Annotated in this window: 8 protein-coding genes; 4 read left to right on the plus strand and 4 right to left on the minus strand. The window is 62.2% G+C overall.

Annotated features, from left to right (window positions below; translation table 11 throughout):
- Positions 1-170 precede the first annotated feature (170 nt).
- The 4 genes from POR16_RS08815 to POR16_RS08830 all read left to right on the plus strand — a co-directional run bounded on the left by POR16_RS08815 (position 171) and on the right by POR16_RS08830 (position 15,920).
- The gene (locus POR16_RS08815; RefSeq protein WP_024690982.1) at positions 171-929 is read left to right on the plus strand and encodes a thioesterase II family protein; all 759 of its coding nucleotides are present in this window, start codon (positions 171-173) and stop codon (positions 927-929) included.
- 104 nt (positions 930-1,033) lie between these two features.
- Positions 1,034-14,044 carry a non-ribosomal peptide synthetase gene (locus POR16_RS08820; protein WP_122381081.1) on the plus strand — a complete coding sequence of 4,337 codons (13,011 nt, stop codon included), beginning with the start codon at positions 1,034-1,036 and terminating at the stop codon, positions 14,042-14,044.
- A gap of 163 nt (positions 14,045-14,207) precedes the next feature.
- Positions 14,208-15,620, plus strand: a complete 1,413-nt coding sequence (locus POR16_RS08825; RefSeq protein ID WP_005887619.1) for an aspartate aminotransferase family protein — start codon at positions 14,208-14,210, stop codon at positions 15,618-15,620.
- A gap of 81 nt (positions 15,621-15,701) precedes the next feature.
- On the plus strand, positions 15,702-15,920 hold the full coding sequence (locus tag POR16_RS08830) for an MbtH family protein (RefSeq protein ID WP_003304661.1): 219 nt from the start codon (positions 15,702-15,704) through the stop codon (positions 15,918-15,920).
- 154 nt (positions 15,921-16,074) lie between these two features.
- Here the strand turns inward: POR16_RS08830 and POR16_RS08835 are convergent, their stop codons facing one another.
- From POR16_RS08835 to POR16_RS08850, 4 genes are read right to left on the minus strand one after another with little or no spacing between them, the layout of a single operon-like run.
- On the minus strand, positions 16,075-16,992 hold the full coding sequence (locus POR16_RS08835; protein ID WP_005887621.1) for a metal ABC transporter substrate-binding protein: 918 nt from the start codon (positions 16,990-16,992) through the stop codon (positions 16,075-16,077).
- A complete protein-coding gene (locus tag POR16_RS08840; protein WP_005887624.1) occupies positions 16,993-17,892 on the minus strand; it encodes a metal ABC transporter permease in 900 nt (299 codons plus the stop codon).
- Positions 17,892-18,656, minus strand: coding sequence for a metal ABC transporter ATP-binding protein (locus POR16_RS08845; RefSeq protein WP_005887625.1), 765 nt, complete (start codon positions 18,654-18,656; stop codon positions 17,892-17,894). The genes POR16_RS08840 and POR16_RS08845 overlap by 1 nt, the downstream gene beginning before the upstream one ends.
- Positions 18,653-19,585 (minus strand): metal ABC transporter substrate-binding protein, encoded by a 933-nt coding sequence (locus tag POR16_RS08850; RefSeq protein ID WP_005887626.1) that lies wholly within the window; start codon positions 19,583-19,585, stop codon positions 18,653-18,655. The genes POR16_RS08845 and POR16_RS08850 overlap by 4 nt, the downstream gene beginning before the upstream one ends.
- Positions 19,586-19,604 lie beyond the last annotated feature (19 nt).

The following is a 19,604-nucleotide window of genomic DNA, read 5'->3' on the forward strand; positions in this document are numbered from 1 at the left end:
TGCGCGCTTGCTGCTGGCACCCTCACTAATTATTTCCAGGCGCCATCCGTTCTCATTGGTGACAGGCCCGACCACGGTTGCAGCCAGGGAATACTTCAGGAGAGCCTCATGCGTTTCGATCACGCGCCTCGCCGCTTTTACATTCGCGCCAGCAGACGGACGGTTCAGCCATGAGCACGCCCGTGAGTCTGACGCTGTTCTGCCTGCCTTACTCAGGTGCCAGTGCGATGTTCTACGGCCCTTGGCGGCGCAAAGTACCCGAGTGGCTGAACGTACGCCCGCTGGAGCTTCCCGGCCGTGGCATGCGCATGGATGAGCCGTTGCAGACTGATATCGCGCAACTGGCGAGTGAGTTGGCAGACGAAATCAGTGCAGAACTGGACACGCCTTATGCGCTATTCGGTCACAGTCTGGGTGGGTTGCTGGCCTTTGAACTTGCACATGCCTTGCGCGAACGCGGTCTGCCCGCGCCGCTGGCGTTGTTTGCCTCGTCCACTGCCGGCCCGGTGCGCCGCGATGTCAGCGAATACGTCGTCGCCAAGACCGATGAGCAACTGATTGCGCGACTGCGCAAGCTCCAGGGCACCAGCGAGAACGTCATCGCCAATGACGAATTGATGCAACTGATGCTGCCCATACTGCGCGCCGATTTTCTGTTGTGCGGCAGCTTTGTGTACGGCGAGCGCGAACCGTTGAGCGTGCCGATTCATATCTTCGGCGGCAAACAGGACAGCATCAGCGTCGAGGAGCTGCTGGATTGGCAGGAAGAGACCTGCACCGGGTTCTCGCTGGACATGTTCGAAGGGCATCACTTCTATCTGATCGAGGAGCAGGCGCAATTGCTTCGCCATCTGCGGCGTTATTCCGAATTGCACCTGACCCGCTGGCGCAACAGCGCATCACGGCTGATGAGCCGGGCTGCCGGTTGAGCCGTCTGGCTCTTTTGCTTAGCGCGCGACCTAACCACGGGACGCGCGTCTTTTCTTGAAATTCAGATTTTATCTGGCACGCCGAACCTAGCAGGAACCCCATCATGGATGCGTTTGAACTCCCCGACACTCTGGCTCAGGCCCTTCAGCGTCGCGCCTTGCAGACGCCTGATCGGCTGGCTCTGCGTTTTCTTACCGACGAGAAAAGTCAGGGGCTGGTGTTGACCTACCGTGATCTGGACCTGCGCGCGCGGACCATCGCTGCTGCGCTGCAACGTCAGGCAGAGCCAGGTGATCGGGCGGTTCTGCTGTTCCACAGCGGGCCGGACTATGTGGCTGCATTTTTCGGCTGCCTGTACGCCGGGGTCATTGCGGTGCCGGCTTACCCACCGGAATCCAACCGCCGTCATCATCAGGAGCGGCTGCTGTCGATCATTGCCGATGCCGAGCCACGTCTGGTCCTGACCGCTTCCGACGTGCAGCCTGCCCTGTTGCAGATGGAAGAGCTGGCCGCTGCCGATGCGCCGCCACTGCTGTGTGTCGATACGCTGGACAGCGCGTCGGCCGATGGCTGGCAGGGTCCGCAACTGCACGCCGACGACATCGCGTTTCTGCAATACACCTCCGGCTCGACGGCCTTGCCCAAGGGCGTGCAAGTCACTCATGGCAATCTGGTCGCCAACGAACTGTTGATTCGGCATGGCTTCGGCATCGACGTCAACCCGGACGACGTGATCGTCAGTTGGCTGCCGCTGTACCACGACATGGGCCTGATCGGCGGCTTGTTGCAGCCGATTTTCAGCGGTGTTCCGTGCGTTCTCATGGCGCCGGCCTATTTCCTCACGCGCCCATTGCGCTGGCTGGAGGCGATCAGTGAATACGGCGGCACCATCAGCGGCGGGCCTGACTTCGCCTACCAGCTGTGCAGCGCGCGGGTCAGCGATTCGGCGCTGGAGCGGCTGGACCTGAGCCGCTGGCGCGTGGCGTATTCCGGCTCCGAGCCGATCCGCGAAGACAGCCTGAATGCGTTCGCCGAGAAATTCGCCAGCTGTGGCTTCACGCCGGACAGCTTCATGGCGTCCTACGGGCTGGCAGAAGCCACGCTGTATGTGGCCGGCGGCAAGCGCGGCAAGGGTATTCCTTCGCTGCATCTGGATGCGCAGGCCCTGGCGCGCAATGTGGCCGAGCTGGGCGACGGTCAGCCGGTCATGAGCTGCGGCACAGGCCAGCCGGGGCACGGCGTGTTGATCGCCGACCCCGTTACCCTGCACGTGCTGGCTGAAAACAGCATTGGCGAAGTCTGGGCCAGTGGGCCGAGCATCGCCCACGGCTACTGGCGCAACCCAGAAGCCTCCGCCAAGGCATTCGTCCAGCATGAAGGCCAAACCTGGCTGCGCACCGGCGATCTGGGCTTTCAGCGGCATGGCGAGCTGTACATCACCGGCCGTTTGAAAGACATGCTGATCGTCCGTGGCCACAACCTGTACCCACAGGACATTGAAAAAGTTATCGAACGCGAGGTCGATGTGTTGCGCAAAGGCCGGATTGCCGCGTTCGCAGTCCATCAGGATGGCAGCGAGGGCATCGGCATCGCTGCCGAAATCAGCCGCAGTGTGCAGAAAATCCTCTCGCCCGAAGCGCTGATCAAGATCATCCGGCAAACCGTGGCCGAGGCCTTTCAGGAAGCGCCGAGTGTCGTTGCGCTGCTCAATCCGGGCGCGCTGCCCAAAACCTCCAGCGGCAAACTGCAGCGCTCGGCGTGTCGTACGCGTCTGGCCGATGGCAGCCTCGACAGCTATGCCGTATTCCCGGCAATCGACACAACCCTGCAACACCGTACTTCACGCACCGGCTCGGACCTGCAAGCGCAGATCGCCAGCGTCTGGTGCGAGCAGTTGCAGTGCGAACAGGTCAGCGCCGACGACCATTTCTTCCTGCTGGGCGGCAACTCGATTGTGGCGACCCAGGTGGTGGCCAGGTTGCGCGAGACGCTCGGCATCGACCTGAACCTGCGCCTGCTGTTCGAAGCGCCGACGCTGGCGGCCTTCGCTGCGCAAATGGAAGCGCTTCAGATCGCTGGATCGCAAGGCAGAAGTCAGGCGCAGAACGCTATCGCCCGGCTGCCCGGCAACGAGCACCTGCCGCAATCGCTGGCACAGAACCGCCTGTGGTTCCTCTGGCAGCTTGATCCGCAGAGCAGCGCCTACAACATTCCCGGCGGGCTTCACCTGCGCGGCGAGCTTGATATCAACGCATTGCGCAGCAGTTTCCAGCGCCTCATCGAGCGCCATGAGTCGCTGCGCACGCGCTTCTACGAGCACGACGGCACAGCCCTGCAACGTATCGATACGCCAGACGAGTTCCATATCGATACGCTGGACATCAGTGATCTGGCAGGCGAGGAGCGCCAGGCGCGTGCGCTGGCGATCCGTGAAGAGCAGGCGCGCCTGCCGTTCGATCTGCAAAATGGTCCGTTGCTGCGTGTCACGCTGTTGCAACTGGACGAAGAAGATCATCAGTTGCTGGTCACGCTGCACCACATAATTGCCGATGGCTGGTCGCTGAATGTGCTTATCGACGAGTTCTCGCGTCTCTATGCGTCGGCTGTTCAGGGCCAGACTCTGAAGCTGGCGCCTTTGCCGTTGCGCTACGCCGACTACGGCCAATGGCAGCGTGAGTGGCTGGCGCAGGGCGAGGCCGAGCGGCAGTTGGCTTACTGGAAACAGCAACTGGGCGATGAGCAGCCGACCCTGACGCTGAACACCGATCATCCGCGCTCGCTACGCCAGCAACACAGCGCTTCACGTTACAGCCTGCGCCTGAGCGCCGAGCTGAGCGCGGCGGTGCGCAACACTGCGCAAGCCTGGCAATCGACGTCATTCATGTTCCTGCTGGCAGGGTTCCAGACCTTGCTGCACCGCTACAGCGGCCAGACCGATATCCGTATCGGCGTGCCCGGTGCCAATCGTCCGCGCTATGAAACCCAGGGGCTGATCGGCTTCTTCATCAATACCCTGGTGCTGCGTGCGCAACTGGAGCCGCGCCTGCCGTTTTCGACGCTGCTGGCCCAGACCCGTCAGGCCACGCTCGACGCCCAGGCGCATCAGGACGTGCCGTTCGAGCAGCTGGTCGAAGCATTTCCGCAGGCGCGCGAGCATGGTTTGTTTCAAGTCATGTTCAACCATCAGCAACGCGACCTCGGCGCGTTGCGCCGTCTACCGGGGCTGCTCGCCGAAGAGCTGCCGTGGCACAGCCGCGAGGCCAAGTTCGACCTGCAATTGCACAGTGAAGAAGACCGCAATGGTCGCCTGAACCTGTCCTTCGACTACGCCGACGAGCTGTTCGAGCGCGATACCATCGTGCGTCTGGCGCAACACTATGTTCGCCTGCTGACACAGGTCAGCCAACAGGCGCAGGTCGCGCTGGGTGATGTGCAATTGCTCAGCACGGACGAGCAGGCCGAACAGGCGCGGTGGAGCGCTGCGCCGTGCATACCTGCGCACGTGTGGTTGCCGGAACTGCTGGAGCGTCAGGCACTACAGACCCCGGAACGCATGGCGTTGGTGTGGGAGGGCGGCAGTCTCGATTTTGCCAGCCTGCACGCCCAGGCCAATCGATTGGCGCACTACCTGCGCGACAAGGGCGTCGGCCCGGACGTCAGGGTGGCGATTGCCGCCGAGCGTTCGCCGCAATTGCTCATCGGCCTTTTGGCGATTCTCAAGGCCGGAGGTGCTTATGTGCCGCTGGACCCGGATTACCCGATTGATCGACTGGCGTACATGCTTGAAGACAGTGGCGTCGAGCTGCTGCTGACCCAGAGCCATTTGCTAGGTGATCTGCCGAGCGCAGAAGGGGTCTGCACGGTCGCGATGGACATGCTGCACCTGGACAACTGGCCGGCCAGCACACCGGGCCTGCACCTGCACGGCGACAATCTTGCGTATGTGATTTACACCTCCGGCTCGACCGGCCAGCCCAAAGGCGTCGGCAACACCCACGCGGCCTTGGCCGAGCGCCTGCAATGGATGCAGGCCACGTACGCGCTGGATGAAAGTGACGTATTGATGCAAAAGGCACCCATCAGCTTCGATGTGTCGGTGTGGGAATGTTTCTGGCCGCTGATCACTGGCAGCCGCCTGCTGCTGGCAGGCCCCGGCGAACACCGCGACCCGCACCGCATCGCGCAGTTGGTCAACGAATATGGCGTGACCACGCTGCATTTCGTGCCGCCTCTGCTGCAACTGTTCATTGACGAACCGCTGACGCAGCAGTGCAGCAGCCTGCGTCGCCTGTTCTCCGGCGGCGAAGCGCTACCGAGTGAACTGCGCAACCGGGTGCTGGAGCAACTGCCGAACGTGCAACTGCACAACCGTTACGGGCCGACCGAAACCGCGATCAACGTCACTCATTGGCAGTGCCAGCTTGCCGACGGCCTGCGTTCACCGATTGGTCGCCCGCTGGGCAATGTGCTGTGCCGCGTGCTGGACAGCGAGCTCAACCCGCTGCCACGCGGTGTTGCCGGCGAACTTTGTATTGGCGGTATTGGCCTGGCGCGCGGTTATCTGAACCGTCCGGGGCTGACCGCCGAGCGCTTTATCGCCGACCCGCTAGGTCAGCCGGGTGAGCGCCTTTACCGCACCGGCGACCTGGTACGTTGGGCGGCTGATGGCGCGCTGGAATATCTGGGGCGTCTTGATCAGCAGGTCAAACTGCGTGGCTTCCGCGTTGAACCACAGGAAATCGAAGCCCGACTGCTGGCCCAGCCAGGCGTCGGTCACGCTGCTGTGCTGGTCCGTGAAACCGCTGCTGGCCCGCAACTGATCGGTTACTACACTGGCGAAGCCGGACAGGACGTTGACGCCGAGCGCATCAAGTCGGCCCTGGCGCTGGAATTGCCGGATTACATGGTTCCGGCGCAACTGGTGCGTCTCGACAGCATGCCGCTGAGCCCGAGCGGCAAGCTGGATCGCCGCGCCTTGCCCGAGCCGCAATGGCAGACCCGCGAACACGTCGAAGCGCAAACCGACCTGCAAAAGCAGATCGCCGGTATCTGGCGCCAAGTGCTCGGCGTGCCACGTGTGGGCTTGCGCGACGACTTTTTCGAGCTGGGCGGGCACTCGTTGCTGGCCACGCAGATCATTTCCCGTGTGCGTCAGGCATGCGACATCGACCTGCCATTGCGCGCGTTGTTCGAGGCCAGCGAGCTGGGCGCATTCGCTGAACAGGTTCAAACCCTTCAGCAGTGTGGCGCACGCAACAGCCTGCAACCTATTGCTCGCGTCGACCGCAGCCAACCGGTGCCGCTGTCCTATTCCCAGCAGCGCATGTGGTTCCTCTGGCAGATGGAACCGGACAGCCCGGCCTACAACGTCGGCGGTATGGCACGCTTGAACGGCGTGTTTGATATCGAGCGTTTCGAGGCCGCGTTGCAAGCCTTGATCATGCGCCACGAAACCCTGCGCACTACCTTCCCGAGCATCAATGGCGTGGCCTGCCAGAAAGTCGCCGAACAGACCGGCCTGAGTGTTCAATGGCAGGACTATTCGGCGCTGCCTGCCGACGTTCGTCAGCAGCGCATTCAGGCGCTGGCCGACAGCGAGGCGCATAAGCCCTTTAATCTGGAAACCGGGCCGCTGCTGCGTGCCTGTCTGGTCAGGGCGGCGGAGCTTGAACATTACTTCGTCCTGACCCTGCACCACATCGTCACTGAAGGCTGGGCGATGGACATCTTCGCTCGCGAATTGGGTCTGCTTTACGAGGCGTTCCTGGACGGCAAGCCGTCGCCGCTGGAACCGCTGGCGGTGCAATACCTTGATTACAGCGTGTGGCAGCGCCAGTGGATGGAGGCTGGCGAACGCCAGCGTCAGTTGGATTACTGGACCGCGCAACTGGGCAACGAACACCCGCTGCTGGAACTGCCCACTGACCGGCCACGCCCGCCTGTGCAAAGTCACCAAGGCGAACTGTATCGCTTCGATCTGAATCCCGAACTGGCCGCGAAAGTTCGTGCGTTCAACGCTCGCAACGGTTTGACCCTGTTCATGACCATGACCGCCACACTGGCGGTGCTGCTCTACCGTTACAGCGGTCAGAACGACCTGCGCATCGGTGCGCCGGTGGCCAACCGTATTCGGCCGGAAAGCGAAGGGCTGATCGGGGCTTTCCTCAACACTCAGGTGCTGCGCGTGCAGCTCGACGGGCAAATGAGCGTCGCGCAGTTGTTCGAGCAGGTGCGGCATACGGTCATCGAAGGCCAGTCGCATCAGGACCTGCCGTTCGATCATTTGGTCGAAGCCCTGCAACCGCCGCGTAGCGCGGCCTACAACCCGCTGTTCCAGGTGATGTGCAACGTGCAGCGCTGGGAGTTCCAGCAGAGCCGCGAGCTGGCGGGCATGACCGTCGACTACCTGGTCAACGATGCACGGGCCACCAAATTCGACCTCAACCTGGAAGTCACCGAGCTGGATCACCGGCTGGGTTGCTGTCTGACCTACAGCACCGATCTGTTCGACGAACCGCGCATCGCGCAAATGGCCGAACACTGGCTGAACCTGTTGCAGGCGCTGCTCGTCGATCCGCAGCAGCGTTTGAGTGAGCTGCCGCTGTTGCAGGATGCAGAGCGGCAGCAATTGCTCGATAGCCTCGGCGTCGAAGCGGGCGAGCAGCGTCTCGATCAGTGCATTCACAGTCTGTTTGCCGAGCAGGCCCAACTGCGTCCACAGGCCGCGGCGCTTATCTTTGCCGGCGAAACCCTGAGCTACGCCGAGCTGAACGCCCGTGCCAACCAACTGGCCGGAATGCTGCGCCAGCGTGGCGTCGGCCCGCAGGTGCGGGTCGGCCTGGCGCTGCCGCGCTCGCTGGATATGGTTGTCGGCCTGCTGGCGATCCTCAAGGCCGGTGGTGCGTATGTGCCACTGGACCCGGAATATCCGTTGGAACGCCTGCACTACATGATCGAAGACAGCGGCGTCGGCCTGCTGCTGAGCGATCGTGCGCTGTTTGCCGCGCTGGGCGAGTTGCCTGCCGGTGTGGCCCGCTGGTGCCTGGAAGACGATCAGCCGCTGCTGGCGTCTTTCTCGTCCGATGAACTGCCGTTTATCAGCCTGCCGCAGCATCAGGCGTACCTGATTTACACCTCCGGTTCGACCGGCAAGCCCAAAGGCGTGGTGGTGTCCCACGGTGAAATCGCCATGCATTGTCAGGCGGTAATCCGTCGTTTCGACATGCAGCCTGACGACTGTGAACTGCATTTTTATTCGATCAACTTCGACGCTGCTACCGAGCGCCTGCTGGTGCCGTTGCTCAGCGGCGCGCGCGTGGTGTTGCGCGCTCAGGGCCAATGGGACGCCGAAGAAATCTGCACGCTGATTCGTCAGCAGCAGGTCAATATTCTCGGTTTCACCCCCAGCTATGGCAGCCAGTTGGCGCAATGGCTGGCGACCCAGGGCCAGACCTTGCCGGTGCGCATGTGCATCACCGGCGGTGAAGCGCTGACCGGCGAACACTTGCAGCGGATTCGCGCGGTGTTTCAGCCAGAACTGCTGTTCAACGCCTACGGCCCGACTGAAACCGTGGTCATGCCGCTGGCCAGCCTGGCGCCGCAGCAACTGGAGGAAGGCGAAGCCAGCGTGCCGATTGGACGCATCGTCGGCGCGCGCGTGGCCTATATTCTCGACGCCGATCTGGCGCTGGTGCCGCAGGGCGCGAGCGGCGAACTGTACATCGGTGGTGCGGGTCTAGCGCAGGGCTATCATCAGCGCCCCGGCATGACCGCCGAACGTTTCGTGGCTGACCCGTTTGCCAGCAATGGCGGGCGTCTGTATCGCACCGGCGACCTGGTGCGCCAGCGTACCGACGGGCTGGTGGAATACCTGGGGCGTATCGATCATCAGGTGAAGATTCGTGGTTTCCGCATCGAACTGGGCGAAATCGAAAGCCGATTGCTTGAGCATGAGTCGATTCGCGAAGCCGTGGTGCTGGCGCTGGACACGCCGTCGGGCAAGCAGCTGGCCGCTTATCTGGTCAGTGAGGTGGCCGGGCAGGGCGATGAACAGCAGGCGCAACTGCGTGAATCGCTGAAAGCGCATCTCAAGGCGCAACTGCCCGATTACATGGTGCCGACCCACCTGATGCTGCTCGCCAGCATGCCGCTGACCGCCAACGGCAAACTGGATCGACGCGCGCTGCCTGCGCCGGACCCGGAACTCAATCGTCAGCACTACATCGCGCCTGCCAGCGAGCTGGAGCAGCAACTGGCGGCGATCTGGTGTGCGGTGCTGAACGTCGAGAAAGTCGGCGTCAACGACAACTTCTTCGAGCTGGGCGGCGATTCGATTCTGTCGATTCAGGTGGTTAGCCGCGCGCGTCAGGTGGGCATTCATTTCAGCCCGCGCGACCTGTTCCAGCACCAGACCGTGCAGACTCTCGCCGCCGTGGCGACCGCCAGCGAACTGATCCAGGCCGAGCAGGGCCTGCTTGAAGGTGCGTCTGCGCTGACGCCGATTCAGCACTGGTTCTTCGAAACGCCAATCCCCGAGCGACAACACTGGAACCAGTCGCTGGTGCTGGAGCCGGTCAGCGCCCTTGATCCAGGTATTCTGGAGCAGGCGTTGCGTGTCGTGCTTGAACAGCACGACGCCTTGCGCCTGAGTTTTACCGAGCAGAACGGCAAGTGGCAGGCCGAGCACCGAGCCGTCACCGCCGAAACCCTGCTGATACAGGCGCGGGTCGCTGACATGGCCGAATGTGCAGCCTTGTACGCCGACACTCAGCGCAGCCTCGACCTGCAAAACGGCCCGCTGCTGCGTGCCTTGCTGGTTGACGGGGCGCAGGGCCAGCAACGCCTGTTGATGGTTATTCACCACCTGGTGGTTGATGGCGTTTCGTGGCGTGTTCTGCTCGACGATCTGCAAACGGCTTATCGCCAGTTGAGCGACGTTACGCCAGTGCGTTTCGCCGCCAAGACCAGTGCGTTCCGCGACTGGGCCGCGCGCTTGCAGGCCTATGCGGGTAATGAATCGTTACGTGAAGAGTTGCATGTCTGGCAGCGTCAACTGGGCGGTCCTGCGACCAATCTGCCGTGCCATAACTCGCAGGGCGGCCAGCAGAATCGTCACGCACAAACGGTCAGCGTACGACTGGATGCAGAGCGTACCCGGCAACTGCTGCAACAGGCCCCCGGCGCTTACCGCACCCAGGTCAACGACCTGCTGCTCACCGCGCTGGCGCAGGTGATCTGCCGCTGGAGCGGGCAGCCATCGACCCTGATCCAGCTGGAAGGTCACGGTCGCGAAACCTTGTTTGACGACATCGACCTGACGCGCACCGTGGGCTGGTTCACCAGCGCCTATCCGCTGCGCCTCACCCCCGCGCTGGCTGTCGATGCAGCACCGGGCGACTCGATCAAGGTAATCAAGGAGCAACTGCGCCAGGTGCCGCACAAAGGCCTGGGCTATGGCGTGCTGCGCTACTTGGCCGACAGTGCCAGCAAGGCCGCCATGCAGGCGCTGCCGGTGGCGCCGATCACCTTCAATTACCTCGGCCAGTTCGACCAGAGCTTCGCCAGCGATGCGCTGTTTCGTCCGCTGGAAGAGTCGGCAGGCGCGGCCCACGATCCGCATGCGCCGTTGCCCAATGAGCTGAGCATCGACAGCCAGGTGTATGGCGGCGAATTGCTGCTGCGCTGGACTTTCAGTGCCGAGCGCTATCAACCCGCCGCTATCGAAGCGTTGGCGCAGGCTTACCTGGCGCAATTGCAGTCGCTGATCGCCCACTGCCTGAGCGATAGCAGCGGCGGCTTGACGCCTTCCGACTTCCCGTTGGCCGATCTGGATCAGGCGCAGCTCGACGCGCTGCCGGTCGCAGCAAGCCACATCGAGGACGTCTACCCGCTGACGCCGATGCAGGAGGGCATGCTGCTGCACACCCTGCTGGAACCCGGCACCGGCCTGTATTACATGCAGGATCGCTACCGCATCAACAGCGCGCTGGACCCGGAACGTTTCGCCCAGGCCTGGCAGGCGGTGATCGCCCGTCACGAAGCGCTGCGTGCCTCGTTCTGCTGGGACATCGGCGAAACCATGCTGCAGGTCATTCACAAGCCAGGCAGCACGCCGATTGATTATCTGGACTGGCGTGATGTGCCGGCGGACCAACAGGAACCGCGCTTGCAGGCCTTGCTCAAGTCCGAGCGCGAGGCCGGTTTCGATCTGCTCAATCAGCCGCCGTTCCACCTGCGCCTGATCCGCGTCGATGAAGCGCGCTACTGGTTCATGATGAGCAACCACCACATCCTCATCGATGCCTGGTGCCGTTCGCTGCTGATGAACGACTTCTTCGACATTTACACCGCGTTGGGCGAAGGGCGTGAAGCACAACTGACGCCTGCGCCGCGCTATCGCGACTACATCGGCTGGCTGCAACGCCGTGGTCTGGCGCAGGCGCGTGACTGGTGGCAGCACAACCTGCGCGGCTTCGAGCGGCCGACGCCGATCCCCAGCGACCGGCCATTTCTGCGTGAACATGCCGGCGACAGCGGCGGTATGGTGGTGGGCGATTGTTACACCCGTCTTGATGAGCGCGACGGCGCAAAACTGCGCGAGCTGGCGCAACAACATCAACTGACTGTCAACACCTTCGCCCAGGCGGCGTGGGCGCTGACCTTGCGGCGCATGAGCGGTGATCGCGACGTGGTGTTCGGCGTTACCGTAGCCGGTCGTCCTGTGGAACTGCCGCAGATGCAACGCACCGTCGGGCTGTTCATCAACACCATTGCCCTGCGCGTCGGTATGCCGGGTGACGAACAGCGCTGCAGTGTGCGCCAGTGGCTGAGCCAGTTGCTGGACAGCAACATGCAGTTGCGCGAGTACGAATACCTGCCATTGGTGACCATTCAGGAAAACAGCGAACTGCCCAAGGGCCAGCCGCTGTTCGACAGCCTGTTCGTGTTTGAAAACGCGCCGGTGGAAGTCTCGGTGCTCGACCGTGCGCAAAGCCTCAATGCCACCTCGGATTCCGGTCGCACCCACACTAACTATCCGCTGACGGCCGTCTGCTATCCGGGTGATGACCTAGGCCTGCACCTGTCCTACGACCAGCGTTATTTCGACGAGTCCACCGTGCAGAACATGCTCGGCGAATTCAAGCGCCTGCTGCTGGCGCTGATCGAAGGTTTCCATGGCGACATGGCCGGGCTGGCGCTGGTCAGCGAGCAGGAGCGCACGTTCCTGATCGAGGGCTGCAACCAGAGCGATCACGCTTACCCGCTGGATAAGAGCTACGTCGAACTGTTTGAGGCGCAGGTTGAAGCGCATCCCGAGCGTATTGCGGTCAGTTGTCTGGATCGCCAGCTTGGCTACGCCGAGCTGAATATCGCCAGCAATCGACTGGGCCATGCGCTGATCGAGGCCGGTGTCAGTTTCGATCAGCCGGTTGCCTTGCTCGCCGAGCGCGGGCCTGCACTGCTCGGCATGATCATCGGCAGCTTCAAGGCCGGTGCCGGTTACCTGCCGCTGGACCCGGCGCTGCCGAATGTGCGACTGAGCGGCATCATCGCCCAGAGCCGCACGCCGGTGCTGGTGTGCAGCGCGAATTGCCTGCAACAGGGCAGGGCGCTGCTCGATGCGCTGCCCGAGTCCGATCGTCCGCAGTTGCGGGTCTGGGAAGACGTGCAGCAGAGCGAATCAGCGCAGCACAATCCGGGTCGTTACAGCGCACCGGATAACCTGGCTTACGTGATTTTCACCTCCGGCTCCACCGGGTTGCCGAAGGGCGTGATGGTCGAGCAGCGCGGCATGCTCAACAATCAGATGAGCAAAGTGCCTTACCTGAGCCTGAGCGACCACGATGTCATCGCCCAGACCGCCTCGCAAAGTTTCGACATCTCGGTCTGGCAGTTCCTCGCCGCGCCGCTGTTTGGCGCGCGGTTGGACATCGTGCCGAACGACATCGCCCGCGACCCGCAGGCCTTGTTGGCGCATGTGCAGGCGCAGCGCATCAGCGTGCTGGAAAGCGTGCCGTCACTGATAACCGGCCTGCTTGCCGAACAGCACTCCACCCTCGACAGCCTGCGCTGGCTGCTGCCGACTGGCGAAGCCATGCCGCCTGAACTGGCCAGCCAGTGGCTGCAACGCTACCCGGCTATCGGGCTGGTGAATGCCTATGGGCCGGCTGAATGTTCCGACGACGTGGCGTTCTTCCGCGTTGACGCGGACTCCACACGCAGCGCGTACCTGCCGATCGGTTCGCCGACCGACAACAATCGCCTGTACCTGCTCGACGACGCGCTGGACCTTGTGCCGCTGGGCGCAGTGGGCGAGTTGTGCGTCGCCGGGGTTGGGGTCGGTCGCGGTTATGTCGCTGATCCATCGCGTACCGTGCCGGTGTTCGTGCCGCATCCGTTCGGTGCGCCGGGCGAGCGTCTGTATCGCACCGGCGACTTGGCGCGGCGGCGCAAGGACGGCGTGCCGGAGTACGTCGGCCGGGTCGATCACCAAGTGAAGATTCGCGGCTACCGCATCGAGCTGGGCGAAATCGAAACCCGTCTGCTGGAGCATCCGGCAATCCGCGAATCTGTAGTGCTGGACGTCGACGGCCCGCTGGGCAAAGTGCTGGCGGCGTATCTGGTGCCAAGCGCTGCCACGCAGGATCACGATGCGCTGCGAGACGCGCTGAAAAGCCACCTCAAGGCCAGCCTGCCGGACTACATGGTGCCTGCGCATCTGGTGATTCTGGATGCGATGCCACTGACGCCGAACGGCAAACTCGACCGCAAGGCCCTGCCTGCGCCGGATGTCAGCCAGGCGCAGCAGGAATACCTCGCACCACAGACCGAGATGGAGCAGCAACTGGCGACCCTCTGGGCTGATGTGCTCAAGGTCGAGCGCGTGGGTATTACCGACAACTTCTTTGAGTTGGGCGGGCATTCGCTGCTCGCTACGCAAGTGGTCACCCGCGCGCAAAAACTGCTGCAGCGTAACGTGCCATTGCGGGCGATGTTCGAGTTCAACACTGTTCAGGCATTGGCGCAGCATCTGGAAAGCTTGGGTGGGGCGCAGGTCGACGAGCAGAAATTCGACCGATTGTCGGACTTGATGGCGGAACTGGAAGGGCTCTGATCAGCCTCTGGTCGGGGCGCTGGCGCTGCGGATAAAAAACTCGTTACCGGGTGTAAATCCGCAGCTCGCTGGTGCGTTTTCAAGGGAAGGAATAAACGCCGGAGTCAGCATGGCCAATCGTTGTGCCTCAGGTCATTCATGCAGCGTATTGAGGGTTGTACAGATGTCAGTCGCTACCAGGTTTATCGACGATCAGTTGACTCGGACTACTCCGGCAGAGGCTGAAACACTCTATCAGTTCGACGAATCGCCATTGCTGGCCCGGCAGAGTCGCCAGGAGTCCAATGCGCGCAGCTACCCACGGCGTATTCCGCTGGCGCTCAAGCGCGCCAAGGGCATTCACGTCGAGGACGTTGAAGGCCGGCGCTTCATCGACTGCCTGGCGGGCGCGGGCACGCTGGCGCTCGGGCATAACCACCCGGTGATTATCGAAGCGATCCAGCAGGTTATCGCCGACGAGCTGCCGCTGCACACCCTGGACCTTACTACGCCGGTCAAGGACCGGTTCGTTCAGGACCTGTTCGGCCTGTTGCCGCCAGCGTTGGCCGACGACGCGAAGATTCAGTTCTGCGGCCCGACCGGTACCGATGCGGTGGAAGCTGCGCTGAAACTGGTACGCACAGCTACTGGACGCAGTACGGTGCTGTCGTTTCAGGGCGGTTATCACGGCATGAGCCAGGGCGCATTGAGCCTGATGGGCAGCCTGGGGCCGAAAAAGCCGCTCGGTGCCTTGCTCAGTATGGGCGTGCAGTTTCTGCCCTATCCCTACGATTACCGCTGCCCGTTCGGGCTTGGCGGCGAACAGGGCGTGCGTGCCAACCTGCACTATCTGGAGAATCTGCTGAACGACCCGGAAGCCGGCGTGCAACTGCCAGCAGCGGTTATTCTTGAAGTGGTGCAGGGCGAGGGCGGTGTGATTCCTGCTGATCTCGACTGGTTGCGCGGCGTGCGGCGGATCACCGAGAAGGCCGGTGTGGCGCTGATTGTCGATGAAATCCAGAGCGGTTTTGCCCGCACCGGCAAGATGTTTGCCTTTGAGCACGCCGGGATCATCCCGGACGTGGTAGTCATGTCCAAAGCCATCGGCGGCAGCCTGCCGTTGGCGGTGGTGGTCTATCGTTCATGGCTCGACACCTGGCTGCCGGGCGCCCATGCCGGAACCTTCCGCGGCAATCAGATGGCAATGGCTACCGGTTCGGCAGTAATGCGCTATCTTCAGGAACACAATATTTGCAAACACGCGACAGCCATGGGCGCTCGTTTGTCGGAGCATTTGCGAGCGTTGCAGCGCGATTTTCCGCAGTTGGGCGATATTCGTGGTCGCGGGCTGATGCTCGGCGTCGAACTGGTCGATCCGGCCGGTGCGCGAGATGCGCAGGGGCACCCGCCGGTATTTGCCCGTCTGGCCCCGCTGATCCAGCGTGAATGCCTCAAGCGCGGGCTGATTCTAGAGCTGGGTGGTCGACATGGCAGCGTGGTGCGCTTCCTGCCACCGCTGGTGATCACTGCCGAGCAGGTCGACGAAGTGGCTGAAATTTTCGGTCGCGCACTCAACGCCTCTGTTGCACAGCTTTAATTTTTTGACGTAGTGATACGTTCAATCCCTATAGCTGCCATGAATTGGCACGGCAGCACTGAACACACACGGAGAGCAGCAATGACTTCAGTATTCGATCGGGAAGACATCGTCTTTCAAGTGGTGGTCAACCACGAAGAACAGTATTCGATCTGGCCCGACTACAAAGCCATTCCTAACGGCTGGCGCACAGTTGGCAAAAGCGGCTTCAAAAAAGAATGCCTGGCCTACATCGAAGAAGTCTGGACCGACATGCGCCCCCTGAGTCTGCGCCAGAAAATGGAAGCGCAGACGGCGTAGCCCACTGAGTAAGCTGCATGGCTGTCTTGCCTGCTGATGCTCTTGTTCGCGAAGACGGCGGTACATTCACGGTGGATTTATCGTCTGAAATATAGACTTCGCGAACAAGTTCGCGCCTAGGTCCTTCGGGCTGAGGCCTGACGCCTTTGCCGCATCACTCTCTGCCAGCCAGCACCTTGATAATCCCCTGAATATCCACCTGCAACTCCGCCAGCGGGTCAGCGCCATCGATCCCCAGTACCAACAGCTTGCTGCCAGCCGCCTCGATTGCAGCCTGTACCGGCTCTGGCGGTTGACGATGATCAAGCACCAGCGCCACGTCATTGTCCTTTAAGGTCGCGCTCAGCTTGTTCAATGCCTCGGGCGTCCACTGTTCGTCTGTCAGCACCTGGCTGTCGATCAGTTCCAGATTCAGCCCGCTGATCAAATAGCCAAAGCGGTCCGACAAACTCACCACGCTCAAGTTGTCGGCACCGGCCAGCGCTGCTTCGCTGCTGGCGCTGAGCTTGAGCAACTGTTGCTTGAACGCCGCCAGGTTGGCTTCGATCTTCGGTTTGGCTGCCGGTACCAGGCGCACCAGATCCGCAGCCAGCACATCCGCCATCCGTCCCATGTTGTTGCTTGCCAGCCATGGCTGACTGTTCAGACCGTCAGTGCCCTGGCCCGGCTGAACGGCAATGCCCGGCAAGCTACCGTCCACTGGACGCGCCGCGTCAATTTCGACAATGCGGATATTGCTGCGGCGGGCATTAGGGTAAAGAGGGTCGTCGGCCCAGATCGAACGCAAGCCGATCACCGCATCGGCGTTGTTCGCCAGCCCGCGCAATGCATCGGCCCCACGCCCGGTGAAATATGCGGTCTGACGCGAGCCGGGCAGGTTGGCGGCAGCAGCGCGCTCCAGCACCACGCCGCTGTCCTTGAGCAGCATCTCGCCCAGCCCATAGGTGATCGGCAGGCTGGCCAGCACACGCACGGGCTGCGAGCTGTCGGTTTTGGCGTCGGCGGCATACAGACTGTTGGCGAACAGACCGGTCATGGCCAGTGCCAGGGTCAAGGTACGTAGAGTAGGCATTTATCCAATATTCCCTTTCAGACTCGGCAGGGTGCCGCGAGCGATGGCGGCCAGGGCGAAGGCAGCGCCGGCCACCAGAATGATCGCTGCGCCGGACGGCACAGGCAGGTCGAAGACGATTGGCAGCAGGATGCCGCACAGGGTACTGACGGTCGCTATAGCCACTGAAATCCAGAAAAAGCCTTTCAGCGACTGGCTCAACAGGCGTGCCGCTGCCGCTGGAATCACCAGCAACGCACCGACCAGAATCGCGCCGATGACTTTCACGGCGGCAACGGTGATCAAAGTGACCAGAATCACGAACAGGTAATCCAGGGTCTTCACTGCTACACCGCGAACGGCGGCCAGTTGCGGGTTGAAACTGGCCAGCATGATGCGGTTGTAAAGCGGCAGGCTCAGGCCCATCACCAGTGAACCGACGATCAGCAGCACCAGCAGGTCATTGCCGTTGACGGTCAGTACCGAGCCGAACAGCACGTTTTCCAGAATGTGCACGTTGATCTTGCCGGCCAGCACCAGCAGCAGGCTTGCGCCGAGAGCCAGCGATACCGAGAGGAACACGCCGATCAGCGTGTCCGGTGCCAGCCCGGTACGGTTGCGCAGGTAGTTAAGGACGATGCCGAACAGCAGGCAGTAACCGAACAGCGCGCCATACGGCCCTGTGTACGGCTCGCCAAGCAGAATGCCGATGGCTACGCCGGTCAGCGCCGCATGGCCCACTGCTTCGGAGAAAAACGCAAAGCGCTTGACCACCACCAGTGTGCCCAGGCCTCCGAGCACCGGGCCGATCAACAGCCCGGCGAGCAGAGCATTGACCACAAACCCGTAAGCCAGCGCCTCGGGCAGATAACCGGATGAGGCGAGGCCCTGAATGAACAGGCGAAACGTTTCGTAATCCATTAGGCGGCGCTCCCGTCAACGGTATCCGCAGCGCGAGGATAAGCAGAAAACAACGTCAGCAGCCGCTCTGGCGTCAGCGCCGTGGCGGCAGGCTCGTCGAACAGCACCCGGCGATTGAGCCCGGTCACCTGATCCGCCAGACGCCGCACCGCGTCCAGATCATGCTCGATCCACAGCACGGTGATGCCGCTGCGACGCCAGTCAAGCAACAGGCGCTCGAAGACTTGAATTCCGGCTTCATCGAGTGCCGACATCGGCTCATCAAGCACCAGCAATTGCGGCGCAGGAATCAACCCCTGTGCCAACAGTACCCGCTGCCGCTCGCCACCGGACAGCGCGCCCATGCGCCGTTTGCGTTTGTCCTGCAGGCCGACCCGTTCCAGCGCTTCGCCAATCGCCTCTGCGTAGTGCTTCGACAAACCCAGAAACGCCGGACGTCGCTGACACATGGCTGCCATGAAATCATCCACGGTCATGGGCAGGCCGCGGTCGAACTCCAGTGCCTGTGGCACGTAACCGATCAGGCCCGGTGCGGCAGGCCATTGCAGGCTCAGTTGGCCCTGATGTGGCGTCTGCCCGAGCAGGGTCTTGATCAGCGAGCTTTTGCCGCCGCCGTTCGGCCCGACCAGCGCGTGTACACTGCCAGCGCGCACGTTGAAATGCACCCGGTCGAGAATCGTCGTGCGTCCAAGCGTCAGGCTCACCTGATTGAATTCGATGCTGGGGCCTTTGCTGACGATGTCGAGGTTCTGCGCAATAGTCATGTGCCAGACTCCTGAATCGCCCGCACCACGGTGTCGAGGTTGCCGGCCATTTCCTTCTCGTACTTGTCGGCGGTGTATTCGCCATAGGAAATGTGCGACAGCGGGTACAGCTTGACCCCTGATTCGCGCTGAATGGTATCCACATAGGTGGAAGGGAAATCCATTTCCGAGAAGATCACTTTCACATCCAGTTCGCGCAGTTGGTCGATGGTCTTTTTCAACTGGCTCGGGCTGGGTTCGATGCCATGCGCAGGTTCTACCACCGCCGTCACTTCCAGGCCGAATTCACGCAGCAGGTAGTCGTAGGCGGCGTGCACTGTGGCCACGCGCAGGTCGGCGTTGGGGGCTTTGGTCAGCTTTGCGAGGGCGTCGGCACGCATCTGCCGCAGGCGCTTGCCATAGGCGCGGGCGTTGGCGGTGTAGGTTTTGGCGTTGTCCGGGTCAAGCTTGCCCAGCTCGCGGGCAATGTTGTTGACCTGAGCGATGGACGCACTGATCGACAGAAACGTATGCGGGTTGACCACTTTGCCTGCACCTCTTGCCGCCACGCCGGTAGCAGCCAGCAACGGCACGTCGGCGTTGGCCTCAATGGTCTTGATGTTCGGCGTTTCACTGGCAGCGATCATGCGGTCGGCGAAATCGTCATGGCCGACGCCGTTGAGCACTATCACGTCCAGCGAACTGATACGTTTGATGTCCTCGGCGCGCGGCTCGTAGGCGTGCGGGTTGAAACCGGCCGGGATCAGCGGCACGACTTCGGCCTTGTCACCGACGATATTGCTCACGTAGCTATAATAAGGGTGCAGGGTGATGCCGATGCGCAGGCGTTTTGCCGGGTCGGCGGCATAGCCGGACGGTGCCAGCAGGGCGGCGAACAGGCCCACCAGCAGGCCGCGCAGCAAAGGGCGGCGTTTGAATGAAATAGGCATGGGCAAGCGATCTTCTTTC

The sequence above is a fragment of the Pseudomonas coronafaciens pv. oryzae str. 1_6 genome, assembly GCF_000156995.2.
GTDB lineage: Bacteria > Pseudomonadota > Gammaproteobacteria > Pseudomonadales > Pseudomonadaceae > Aquipseudomonas > Aquipseudomonas tremae.

Excerpts from the sequence above, each read along its gene's own strand:
- POR16_RS08815 (WP_024690982.1), top strand. The coding sequence starts at position 171 with ATGAGCACGCCCGTGAGTCTGACGCTGTTCTGCCTGCCTTACTCAGGT.
- POR16_RS08835 (WP_005887621.1), bottom strand. The coding sequence starts at position 16,992 with ATGCCTACTCTACGTACCTTGACCCTGGCACTGGCCATGACCGGTCTG.
- POR16_RS08845 (WP_005887625.1), bottom strand. The coding sequence starts at position 18,656 with ATGACTATTGCGCAGAACCTCGACATCGTCAGCAAAGGCCCCAGCATC.
- POR16_RS08830 (WP_003304661.1), top strand. The coding sequence starts at position 15,702 with ATGACTTCAGTATTCGATCGGGAAGACATCGTCTTTCAAGTGGTGGTC.
- POR16_RS08820 (WP_122381081.1), top strand. The coding sequence starts at position 1,034 with ATGGATGCGTTTGAACTCCCCGACACTCTGGCTCAGGCCCTTCAGCGT.
- POR16_RS08825 (WP_005887619.1), top strand. The coding sequence starts at position 14,208 with ATGTCAGTCGCTACCAGGTTTATCGACGATCAGTTGACTCGGACTACT.
- POR16_RS08850 (WP_005887626.1), bottom strand. The coding sequence starts at position 19,585 with ATGCCTATTTCATTCAAACGCCGCCCTTTGCTGCGCGGCCTGCTGGTG.
- POR16_RS08840 (WP_005887624.1), bottom strand. The coding sequence starts at position 17,892 with ATGGATTACGAAACGTTTCGCCTGTTCATTCAGGGCCTCGCCTCATCC.